The sequence below is a fragment of the Gordonia sp. G4 genome (genome assembly GCF_057770005.1).
Map to the genome: position 1 here is coordinate 3,782,550 of NZ_CM173442.1, position 10,459 is coordinate 3,793,008.

14 protein-coding genes are annotated in these 10,459 nt (G+C 67.1%); 9 read left to right on the plus strand and 5 right to left on the minus strand.

Annotated elements, in window-relative coordinates:
* Positions 1-4 precede the first annotated feature (4 nt).
* Together AC3B5T_RS16935 and AC3B5T_RS16940 are read right to left on the minus strand one after the other, a co-directional pair.
* Positions 5-883, minus strand: a complete 879-nt coding sequence (locus tag AC3B5T_RS16935; protein ID WP_055474772.1) for a Sir2 family NAD-dependent protein deacetylase — start codon at positions 881-883, stop codon at positions 5-7.
* Positions 884-904: 21 nt separating this feature from the next.
* Positions 905-1,522, minus strand: a complete 618-nt coding sequence (locus AC3B5T_RS16940; RefSeq protein ID WP_055474773.1) for a TetR/AcrR family transcriptional regulator — start codon at positions 1,520-1,522, stop codon at positions 905-907.
* Between the two features lie 92 nt (positions 1,523-1,614).
* Between AC3B5T_RS16940 and AC3B5T_RS16945 the strand changes: the two genes are divergently transcribed.
* The gene (locus tag AC3B5T_RS16945; protein ID WP_055474774.1) at positions 1,615-2,460 is read left to right on the plus strand and encodes an alpha/beta fold hydrolase; all 846 of its coding nucleotides are present in this window, start codon (positions 1,615-1,617) and stop codon (positions 2,458-2,460) included.
* A gap of 61 nt (positions 2,461-2,521) precedes the next feature.
* Here the strand turns inward: AC3B5T_RS16945 and AC3B5T_RS16950 are convergent, their stop codons facing one another.
* The 3 genes from AC3B5T_RS16950 to ectA all read right to left on the minus strand — a co-directional run bounded on the left by AC3B5T_RS16950 (position 2,522) and on the right by ectA (position 4,981).
* Positions 2,522-2,953 carry an ectoine synthase gene (locus AC3B5T_RS16950; RefSeq protein WP_010841610.1) on the minus strand — a complete coding sequence of 144 codons (432 nt, stop codon included), beginning with the start codon at positions 2,951-2,953 and terminating at the stop codon, positions 2,522-2,524.
* Complete coding sequence (gene ectB, locus AC3B5T_RS16955; RefSeq protein WP_055474775.1) at positions 2,950-4,221, minus strand: diaminobutyrate--2-oxoglutarate transaminase; 1,272 nt, start codon at positions 4,219-4,221, stop codon at positions 2,950-2,952. The genes AC3B5T_RS16950 and ectB overlap by 4 nt, the downstream gene beginning before the upstream one ends.
* A gap of 232 nt (positions 4,222-4,453) precedes the next feature.
* Positions 4,454-4,981: a diaminobutyrate acetyltransferase gene (ectA, locus tag AC3B5T_RS16960; protein WP_010841608.1), complete on the minus strand. Its 528-nt coding sequence runs from the start codon at positions 4,979-4,981 to the stop codon at positions 4,454-4,456.
* Positions 4,982-5,145: 164 nt separating this feature from the next.
* On the opposite strand from ectA, the gene rsmD reads away from it, so the two are divergent.
* From rsmD to AC3B5T_RS17000, 8 genes are all read left to right on the plus strand, one after another.
* Entirely contained in the window at positions 5,146-5,697 is a 552-nt protein-coding gene (gene rsmD / locus AC3B5T_RS16965; RefSeq protein WP_055474776.1) for a 16S rRNA (guanine(966)-N(2))-methyltransferase RsmD, read from the plus strand.
* Positions 5,698-5,713: 16 nt separating this feature from the next.
* Entirely contained in the window at positions 5,714-6,202 is a 489-nt protein-coding gene (gene coaD, locus AC3B5T_RS16970) for a pantetheine-phosphate adenylyltransferase (RefSeq protein WP_014926444.1), read from the plus strand.
* 117 nt (positions 6,203-6,319) lie between these two features.
* Positions 6,320-7,171: a DivIVA domain-containing protein gene (locus AC3B5T_RS16975; protein ID WP_010841605.1), complete on the plus strand. Its 852-nt coding sequence runs from the start codon at positions 6,320-6,322 to the stop codon at positions 7,169-7,171.
* A 92-nt stretch (positions 7,172-7,263) separates the two neighbouring features.
* The gene (locus AC3B5T_RS16980) at positions 7,264-7,911 is read left to right on the plus strand and encodes a YceD family protein (RefSeq protein ID WP_148281273.1); all 648 of its coding nucleotides are present in this window, start codon (positions 7,264-7,266) and stop codon (positions 7,909-7,911) included.
* Positions 7,904-8,629: a ribonuclease III gene (rnc, locus tag AC3B5T_RS16985; RefSeq protein WP_055474777.1), complete on the plus strand. Its 726-nt coding sequence runs from the start codon at positions 7,904-7,906 to the stop codon at positions 8,627-8,629. The genes AC3B5T_RS16980 and rnc overlap by 8 nt, the downstream gene beginning before the upstream one ends.
* Positions 8,630-8,665: 36 nt before the next feature.
* The gene (gene mutM / locus AC3B5T_RS16990; RefSeq protein WP_055474778.1) at positions 8,666-9,556 is read left to right on the plus strand and encodes a bifunctional DNA-formamidopyrimidine glycosylase/DNA-(apurinic or apyrimidinic site) lyase; all 891 of its coding nucleotides are present in this window, start codon (positions 8,666-8,668) and stop codon (positions 9,554-9,556) included.
* A gap of 109 nt (positions 9,557-9,665) precedes the next feature.
* Positions 9,666-10,124: an OsmC family protein gene (locus AC3B5T_RS16995; protein ID WP_014926451.1), complete on the plus strand. Its 459-nt coding sequence runs from the start codon at positions 9,666-9,668 to the stop codon at positions 10,122-10,124.
* A gap of 4 nt (positions 10,125-10,128) precedes the next feature.
* The gene (locus AC3B5T_RS17000) at positions 10,129-10,434 is read left to right on the plus strand and encodes an acylphosphatase (protein WP_010841596.1); all 306 of its coding nucleotides are present in this window, start codon (positions 10,129-10,131) and stop codon (positions 10,432-10,434) included.
* Positions 10,435-10,459: the final 25 nt, after the last annotated feature.

Here is a 10,459-nt window from a genome sequence, read left to right on the forward strand (position 1 = left end):
GTGATCAGAAGGTTGCCAGCGCCGGGAGCACGAACCCGGCCTCATGGTCGATCTTCAGTGTGGCGATGTCGTCGGCACGCGTGACTCCGCGGTTGACGATGATCAGCGGCTTGCCCGTCCGGTGTGCGCGCCGGGCGAATCGCAGACCGGACATGACGGTGAGCGATGATCCGACGACCACCAGCGCGTCGGCGGCGTCGACCGCCGAAAATGCCTCGTCCACAACGTCTCTGGCCACTGTCTCGCCGAAGTAGACGATGTCGGGCTTCAGGATCCCGCCGCAGTTCGGACAGTCGATCATCACGAAGTCGGAGGTGTCGGACAGGGTGGCGTCGGCGTCGGGGGCGACTTCGATGGCGCCGTGCCCGCGGACGCGGCGCGCGAACTCGGTGTTGAGACCTTCGAGAAGCTCGGCGAGCCGATGCCGCGAGATCCGCCAGTCGCAGTTCAGGCAACGGACCCGGCCGTAACACCCGTGGAGCTCGATGACTCCGCGCGTCCCTGCCTTGGTGTGCAACATGTCGACGTTCTGCGTGAGGACCCGCGAGATCCACCCGCGCTGCTGCAGCTCGGTCAGGGCGAGGTGCGCGCGGTTGGGGACCGCGGCGTCCATGTGCCGCCAGCCGAGGTGGTTGCGGGCCCAGTAGTGGCGGCGGAAGTCGGCGGACGACAGGAACATCTCGAGGGTCATCGGTGTCCGCGGCGGCGAACCGGGGCTGCGGTAGTCGGGGATGCCGGAGTCGGTGGAGATGCCGGCCCCGGTCAGAACCGCGACACGGCGACCGGCGAGGATGTCGGCGGCCAGCGCGATCCGGTCCTCGACGTCGTCGTCGAGCGGTGTGTGTTCGGCGGGGGTGGTGCCGAGCTGGAGACGAGTACGCACCCTGCCCAGGATAAGCGCGACTCAGGCTCCGTCGAGCCGGTCCAGAGTGGCGGTGGTGTGTACGACGAACCACTCCTCCCACCGGTCCGGACTCCACCCGCGTTCGCGGACGAGACGAAGCCAGAGTGTTCGCGACGAGAGCATCCACATCGAGTCCACGGTCTCGTCGTCGGCCGGCCGGCCGAGGATCAGCGAGAGCGCGAACCGGACCTCGTTCCAGCGGGTCTGCTCCCGTTCATCCCGGAGCGTCGCCGCGTCGTCGTCGGTGACGGCGGCCTCGTCGAGTACGTGCTGGATGGCCGCCGAGCGAAGGTGCGCATCGCGCAACCACGATGCCGCGGCGCGGATGCGTCGAGGTCTGTTGCCCTCACCCATCGCCTGGTAGTCGGCACCGTCGCGGACCGGGACGCCCTCGTCATGCCGCAGGGCGGCGACGATGCAGGCGTCGAGCAGGTCGAGTTTGTTGTCGAACTGCCGGTAGACCGTGGGACGGGTGAGTCCCGCACGGGTCGCCACCCCGGACATCGTCGTCGCCACCCACCCGTCTTCGCAGAACATCGCGGTGGCGGTGGCGAGGACCAGGGCACGGTTCTCGCGGGCTCGCTCTGTCCGCAGTTCGGATGAATAGGGCCTGACCACGACGATGAGTCTAGACAGAATTGAAAATACACAGTGTAATGTCAATATTCGGTGAGCCGCTCGGGCGTCACCAATCACCGGTGGGAGCAGTGATGGAAGAATTCGATGTCCCGACGCGACTGGGGCGACTCCGTGTTCGCGATGTGGGCAACGGCCCGCCGGCTGTGTTGTGGCACAGCATGTTCGTCGATTCGCGGAGCTGGGACCGGGTGGTACCCGCACTGGCGGAGAGGCGGCGTCTGTTCCTGGTCGACGCCCCGTGGTGCGGGCAGAGCGAGAAGACCGCCCGGCCCGCCGACATCGCGGCGTGCGCCGATGCCGCACTCGACGTGATCGCAAGAGTTCGCGAACTGACGGGTGCCGCTGCGGTGGACTGGGTCGGGAACGCGTGGGGAGGTCACGTGGGTATGCATGTGGCCGCCGTCGAACCGGCGCTGGTGAACACCCTGGTCGCGGTGAGCGCACCGACCGGTGCGATCGAGCCCGCTCTGCGGCGCCGGGTCAGGCTGTTGCTGCCGCTGTACCGGATGATCGGAGCCCGCGGCCCGGTCTGGTCGACCATCGTGTCCACGCTGTTCACCGAGCGCACCCGCCGCGAGGATCCCCAGGCGGTCGATCTCGTGCGAGAGGCGGTCCGCGTCTCGGGCAGGTCCATGATCCCGGCCATCGAGACCGCGATTCTCCACCGCACGGATCTGGCGTGGGCGGCCGAGAAGATCTCCTGTCCGGTGCTGTTCGTGACGACCGATGACCGTGGCGAATGGACGCCCGAGGAGGCGCGGGAGGTGGCGCGCACCATGCACGATGCGCGTGAGGTCACCGTCCACGAGGCCCGGGTGATCCCGGCGCTCGAGCAACCCGCTCAGACCGCGGGTGCGGTTCTGGCCTTGTGGGAGTCGAACGCACGACAAACGCCACTTCCGGTGCCGATCACCTAACCCGCCTGGGGCGAGAGGTGATCCACACCGGAAGTGGCGATCGTTCGGAAGGGTCAGACCGTCAGGAAACGGCTTCCTCGGCGTGCTTGCCGGTTGGTGCGGGCACCGTCACCAGCGGATAGACGCCGTTCTCGTCGTGCACCTCGGTGCCGACGACCGGGGGATTGAACACGCACAGCATGCGCATCTGCGTGTCGGCGGTCACGGTGTGGCGCTCATGTCCGTTCAGCAGATACATGGTGCCCGGCGCGAGGGGATAGGACTCGCCGGTCTCACGGTCGAGCAGCGTTCCCGTCCCCTCGACGAGCCAGACGGCCTCGACATGGTTGGCGTAGTGGAACTCGTTGACCGAGCCGGCCTTGATGGTGGTCTCGTGGAACGAGAAGCCCACCCGATCGCCGCCCAGGACGATGCGCTTGGAGACCCAATTGCCCTTGGGGTCGGCGACATCACGGTCGGTACCGGTGATCTCGGCTGTGGTTCGGACGATCATCCGATCACCTCCTTGACTGCATCGGACAGGATGGACAGGCCGCGGTCGAGGTCCTCGCGCGAAATGGTCAGCGGCGGAAGCAGCTTCACGACCTCGTCGGACGGACCCGACGTCTCGGCCAGGAGTCCCGCGCCGAAGGCCTGGGTGCAGACCTTGCCCGCGGCGGTGTGGTCGTCGAAGGCGAGTCCGCGGACCATGCCGCGTCCGCGGGTGGAGATGCCGTCGTAGCGGCTGCACAGGTCGGTGAAGACCTCGTGGATTCGCTCACCCTTGGCGTGGACGTCACGCGTCAGCGCGTCGTCGGTCCAGTAGGTCTCGATGGTCTTGGCAGCGGTGACGAAGGCCGGGTTGTTGCCGCGGAAGGTGCCGTTGTGCTCGCCGGGGGTCCACACGTCGAGCTCCGGCTTGAACAGGGTCAGCGCGAACGGCAGTCCGTAACCGCTGATCGACTTCGACAGGGTGACGATGTCGGGCTTGATGCCGGCTTCCTCGAAGGAGAAGAACTCACCGGTGCGTCCGCAGCCCATCTGGACGTCGTCGACGATCAGCAGGATGTCGCGCCGTTCGCAGAGGTCCGACAGCGCACGCAGCCACTCGGCGCGGGCGACGTTCACGCCACCCTCGCCCTGGACCGTCTCCACGATGACCGCGGCCGGCCGGTTCAGGCCGCTGCCGGAGTCGTCGAGCACTCGCTCGAACCAGTGGAAGTCCTCCATGACCCCGCCGAAGTAGTTGTCGAACGGCATCGGGGTCGCGTGGACGAGCGGGATGCCCGCGCCGGCGCGCTTCATCGAGTTGCCGGTCACCGACAGCGATCCGAGGGTCATGCCGTGAAAAGCGTTGGTGAAGCTGATGATCGACTCGCGTCCGGTCACCTTGCGGGCGAGCTTCAGGGCCGATTCGACCGCATTGGTACCCGTCGGTCCGGGGAACTGGATCTTGTAGTCCAGTCCACGCGGCTCGAGGATGTGATCGGTGAACTTCTGGATGAAGTTGCCCTTGGCGACGGTTGCCATGTCGAGACCGTGGGTGATCCCGTCGGCCTCGATGTACTCGAGGAGGGCCTTCTTGAGGATCGGGTTGTTGTGGCCGTAGTTCAGCGAACCGGCGCCGGCGAAGAAGTCGAGGTATTCACGACCGTCCTGGTCGGTGATGTAGGAACCCTTCGCGGTGGTGAACACAGCAGGCCAGTTACGGCAGTAGCTGCGCACCTCCGACTCGTGGGTGGTGAAGACGGAATCGTCCATGTGGGTGTCGAGAAGTTGCATTTCTTTGCTTCCTTCTGGTGTGACAGCGTGGGGTTCTCAGATGTGCTCGGCTCGGAGGCGCTTCGTTGCGATGGCCGAGGTGGAATATGTCCCACGGGCGGGGTCGGCTTGTGTTCGAGAAGTCCAGCGGGACAATCGATCACGGAGTCGGCAGACGGTTCGATCTGCACTGGTGCACCCGGTCGTCAGGCGCCGATCTGCGTTCGGCGCAAGCGCGCTCGGGGCGTTCGCCTCAGGGCTCGGGGATCTCCGGCTCGAGCATGTAGAGGTCCTCTGGCTCGTGGGAGTCGGGAAACGCGTTGGCGGGGAACAGGTCTCGGCGCTCGAATCGGAGTCCACGGGCCTTGGCGACCGATCCGAACAGGCGCTGCGACGGAATGTTGTCCGGGCTGATCGTCGTGTGCATGGCCACCATGCCCTGGCGGTTGGCGCGGTCGAACAGCTCATGGAGCATCGTCGCGGCGATGCCGTGTCCACGGACCTCGTCGTCGACGGCGACCTGCCAGACCATCAGGGTGGAGGGGTCGCTCTGCCGACGGTAGCCGGTGACGAAACCGACTGCGCGGCCGTCGACCTCGGCCACAATGGACGTGGCGGCGAAGTCGTGGCACCACAGGACGTAGGAGTAGCTCGAGTTGACGTCGAGAACCTTTGAGTCCGAGGCGATTTCCCAGAGTCGGGTGCCGTCGTCGACCGTGGGTGTCCGGTAGTCGACGGCAAGAGTGGTTGTTGGGGCCGTTCTTGTTTGGGAAGGGCTCATAACGCACTCGACGTTAACAACGCGTGTCGGGGAAGTCATGTACCTGCGGAAATTGGCCTGCAGAACCACTACCTTGTCCCTGTTCAGGCATGCAATGTGAAGTGGCTCACAAAGACGTGATTCAGGATTGGTTTGCGCGGCTGCACGGGTTGCAGAATGGCCTCATGACGAGGATCATCGCCGGCCGGCTGGGTGGGCGCAGGCTGCGCGTTCCGGGCGAAGGCACCCGACCCACGTCCGACCGTGTTCGTGAGTCGGTGTTCAACATGCTGGCCGCCCGATCCGATCTGGACGGGCTCTGGGTTCTCGACCTCTATGCGGGATCGGGCGCGTTGGGTCTCGAGGCGATCTCGCGGGGAGCCGCGGGCGCGACGTTCGTCGACTCGGGGCGCCGGGCTACCGCCACGATCACCGCGAACGTGCGGGCGTGCGGGGTGGCCTCGAACGCCACCGTACATACGCGCGCGGTGTCCGCCTACCTCGCGGGCGAGCCGGAACGGCGCTTCGGTCTGGTGTTCTCCGACCCGCCCTACGACGTCGCCGCCGACCGGATAGCCGAAGACCTCACTCTCCTGACCACACGCCTGGACGACGACGCGCTGGTCGTCGTCGAACGGGCGGCCCGTTCCCGCGGAGAGGTGTGGCCGGCGTCGTACGACGTGATGGTCGACAAGTCCTACGGCGACACCCGGGTGGAGATCGCCCGCCTGATCTGACCGGTAGGTTCAGACCATGACGACGGCTGTGTGTCCCGGTTCCTTCGATCCCTTCACCCTTGGTCACCGTTACGTGGTGGAACGCGCCGCGGCGTGTTTCGACGAGGTCGTGATCACCGTGGTGGTCAACCCCAACAAGCGCGGCATGTTCGGCGTCGACGAGCGCATCGGACTCATCGAAGAGGACTGCGCGGACCTGGCGAACGTGCGGGTCGATCGGTGGGAGGGTCTGCTCGTCGACTATCTGCGGCAGGAGTCCATCCACACGATCGTGAAGGGGCTGCGCTCCGCGGTCGACTTCGACTACGAGGTGCCGATGGCGCAGATGAACCGCGAGCTCGCCGACGTGGAGACGATCTTCCTGCTCACCGACCCGCGTTTCGCTCACGTCTCGAGCTCGTTGGTGAAGGAAGTGGCGAAGTTGGGCGGTGACGTCTCGCCATTCCTGTCGGGACATGTTCACGACCGCCTGATGAGCCGGCTGTCAGGCGAACTGTCGGCCTGATCCGGGGCATATCGCGACACACCCCACGCGCTTCACGAGTCACAAGCGCACCATTCGGCACAATAGTCACAGATTCACCAACTGTTGCAACCAGGCAAGCGCCGGATTGGGGTGGCTGTGTACCGGGTATTTGAGGCTCTCGACGAGCTGGTCGCGATCGTCGAAGAGGCACGGAGTGTGCCGATGACCGCAGGCTGTGTCGTCCCGCGCGGCGACGTGCTGGAACTGCTCGACGACATCAAGGACTCCATCCCCGGCGAGCTCGACGACGCGCAGGACGTGCTCGACCAGCGCGACACGCTCATCGGCGACGCCCGCGAGCACGCCGAGACGACGGTGGCGAAGGCGGATTCGGAGTCCGAGGCCGTCCTCGCCCACGCGCGCGCCGAGGCGGACCGCATCCTCTCCGAGGCGAAGGCGCAGGCCGACCGCATGGTCGACGAGGCCAGCGCGCACTCGAGCTCGCTCGTCGAGGACGCCTCCGAGGAGGCCCATCGCCTGCAGACGAGCGCGGCGCGGGAATTCGAGGCCGTCACCGGCCGGGCGCGGGCCGAAGCCCAGCGCACCATCGACGCGGCCAACAACTCCTACGACAAGTCGGTGGCCGACGGCATCGCCGAGCAGCAGCGACTCGTCTCCGAGACCGAGGTGGTCGGTGCGGCGAAGTCCGAGGCGGAGCGGATCATCGACGCCGCGCACGCCGAGGCAGATCGCCTGCGCGGTGACTGCGACGTCTACGTCGACGAGAAGCTCGCTCAGTTCGAAGAGGTCCTGACCGGCACGCTGCGGTCGGTGAACCGTGGGCGGCATCAGCTGCGCACCGGTGCCGGAATGCACGACTACGTCGAGTACCCCCGGGGCGTCGACGAGTCCGCACGGCCGGAGGGTCGTGGTGACGGATCGCGCTCGCGCGAGGCATCGGCCCGCCACACCTACGACCGCGACCACGGTTCGCCGCTCGCGGTGTGACACGGCTGTCGACCGGGCTCTCACGCGCCGCCGGCGTCGGTCGATCATTCCCGGAGGCGAGCGTATGGTAGGCGTCTGTGGCTGATCATGCTGTGACTTCAGAGCCGTCGCGCGGTCCCGGTTCGACTCCGAAGCGCGAGCCGTTCGTGCTGGATGTGCGTTCGCTGGGACGTCGCCCGGGAACCATGTCCGAGGTGCATCGCACCGTGCGGACACCTGAGCGGCTCGGCGTCGAGATGGTCGGAATCCCGGCGGATTCCGACGTCGACCTCGACCTCCGCCTGGAGGCAGTCTCCGAGGGAATCCTCGTCACCGGAACGGTGTGTGGTGAGACGGTCGGTCAGTGCTCGCGCTGCCTCGAGCCGGTCGACGGGACCGTGACGGTCTTCCTCACCGAGCTGTTCGCCTATCCGGACAGCGCCACCGAGCAGACGACCGACGCCGACGACGTCCATCGCATCGCCGACGACCGGATCGACCTCGAACAGTCGATCATCGACGCGGTCGCACTCGAACTGCCGATGTCGCCGCTGTGTTCCGAGGACTGTGAGGGTCTGTGCCAGGTCTGCGGAGTCCGGCTCGCCATCGCCGAGCCGGGGCACTCGCACGAGGTCATCGACCCCCGCTGGGCGGGCCTCGCGAACAAGTTCGCCGACCTCGCCGAGGGCGACTCGGTGTCGGCATCGGACGGCGACACCGCCGAGACCGCGGATTCCGACCGGGAACGACATCGTGACTGAGGTCGTGCGCGAGGGCGGACCGCGAGCCGCGCTGCTCGACGCCCTGGACACCGAGATTCGCGACGACCTCCTCACCCTGGCGCTGACCCACCGGTCCTATGCCTACGAGCACGGTGGTCTGCCCACCAACGAGCGGCTGGAATTCCTCGGCGACTCGGTGCTCGGCGTCGTCATCACCGAACGTCTCTATCTGCGATATCCCGACCGGCCCGAGGGCGAGCTGGCCAAGATCCGGGCGAGCGTCGTCAACATGCACGCGCTCGCCGACGTCGCGCGCGGGCTCGGCGGCGAGGGCGGACTGGGCAAGTACCTGTTCCTCGGACGCGGCGAGGAGATGACGGGCGGTCGTGACAAGGACTCGATCCTGGCCGACGGTCTGGAATCGCTGTTCGGTGCGGTCTTCCTCAGCCATGGACTCGAGACGTCACAGCGGGTCATCCTCCGGCTCTTCGACGAACGCATCGATCGTGCCGGTCGTCTCGGCGCCGGACTCGACTGGAAGACCTCGCTCCAGGAGTTGAGTTCCGAACGCGGGTTCGGCCCGCCGCAGTACCAGATCAGTGCGACCGGTCCTGACCACAACAAGGAGTTCACCGCCACCGCGCTGGTCGCCGGCGAGAGCCTCGGCGAGGGCGTCGGCCGGACCAAGAAGGAAGCGGAGCAGCAGGCCGCGGCGCACGCCTGGAAAGTGCTCACCGAGCGCGCCTCCGCCTCGTGAACCTCCACCCCGTGAACGACTCGCACGTGGCGATGCATGCCTGAACTACCCGAGGTCGAGACCGTCCGCATCGGTCTCGAGACCCATCTCGTCGGTCGGGTGGTGGCGTCGACCGAAGTCCTTCATCCGCGTGCGATCCGTCGTCACCTCGGCGGGGAACCGGATCTGATCGGGCGGCTCGCCGGCAAACAGGTGACCGGGGTGCGCCGGCGCGGCAAGTACCTGTGGATCGATCTCGCCGACTCCGCCGACCGGGCGGCGCTGGTGGTCCACCTCGGGATGAGCGGACAGATGCTGATCGCGCGGACCGGGACCCCCGACCACACGCATCTGCGGGTCCGTGCCGTCCTCGACGACGAGAACGAACTCCGCTTCGTCGACCAACGGACCTTCGGCGGTTGGCATCTCGACGACTACACCCCGGATGTGTACGCGCTCGAGAACGCAGCAGCGCCCGCCGACATCCCGATGTCGGTGGCGCACATCGCCACCGATCCCTTCGACCCGGCCTTCGATTCCGGCCGCGTCGTGGATCGCATGCGCGCCAAGCACTCCGAGATCAAACGGGTCCTCCTGGACCAGACCGTGATCTCCGGGGTCGGCAACATCTACGCCGACGAGGCGCTCTGGCGCGCGCGACTACACGGCGCGCGGATCGCCGAGACGATCAGTCGCAAGAAGCTGCGGGAGCTGATCGACGCCGTCACCGAGGTGATGGCGTCGGCCCTGAAGGTCGGCGGCACGTCGTTCGACGCCCTGTACGTGAACGTCAACGGACAGTCCGGGTACTTCGAGCGGTCTCTCAACGCCTACGGGCGGGCGGGGGAGCCGTGCCGCCGGTGCGGGGCGATCATGCGCAGGGAGCAGTTCATGAACCGCAGCTCGTTCTTCTGTCCGCGCTGCCAGCGACCACCGAGTGCCCGCTGACCCAGCCGGGTGGTGCTGCGGCGCCGGGAACAATTCCCGATCCGGAGCTCTTACTATTGTTCGCGATGCCGGCGGCGCCCGCCGGAGACTCTGAGAGGACCCGCCTTCGATGACCACCGAAGCCACTGCCCCCACGTCCGGGGTCCCTGCCGACCAGGTCCACACCGACCTCTGGGTCGAGCGCACGGGCACCCGCCGTTACACCGGACGAAGCTCTCGCGGCGCCGAGGTGCTGATCGGCTCACAGGACGTCGAGGGTGTCTTCACCCCGGGCGAACTGCTCAAGATCGCACTGGCCGCCTGTACGGGGATGTCGTCGGACCGGCCGCTGGCCCGTCGCCTCGGTGACGACTACGACGCGACGATCCGGGTGAGTGGCGACGCGGACCGCGAGAACGAGGTCTACCCGCGCATCGAGGAGATCCTCGAGATCGACCTGTCCGAGCTCGAACCCGAGGCCGCGGCGCGCCTGCTCGTCGTCGTCGAACGCGCCATCGACGCGGTGTGCACCGTCGGACGTACCGTCAAGGCCGGTGCCGAGGTGGATCTGCGGATCGAGACGGACTGACACGGTGCCAGACCAGACCCGGACCGACGACGGCACCGACCGCATCCGGCTGACCGCGCATGTCCACGGACACGTACAGGGCGTGGGCTTCCGGTGGTGGACGCGGTCCCGGGCCCTCGAACTCGGTCTGGTGGGCTATGCCTCGAACCAGGCCGACGGTCGGGTGCTGGTCGTGGCCGAGGGGCCACGAGACAAGGCGCTCGCCCTGCTCGACGCACTGCGGTCCGGCACCACCCCGGGACAGGTGGACCTGGTGGTCGAGCGTGTGGATGAACCGCGCGGGGAGCTCGACGGCTTCGTCGAACGGTGAGCGGAGCCCGAAACACATCGCGATG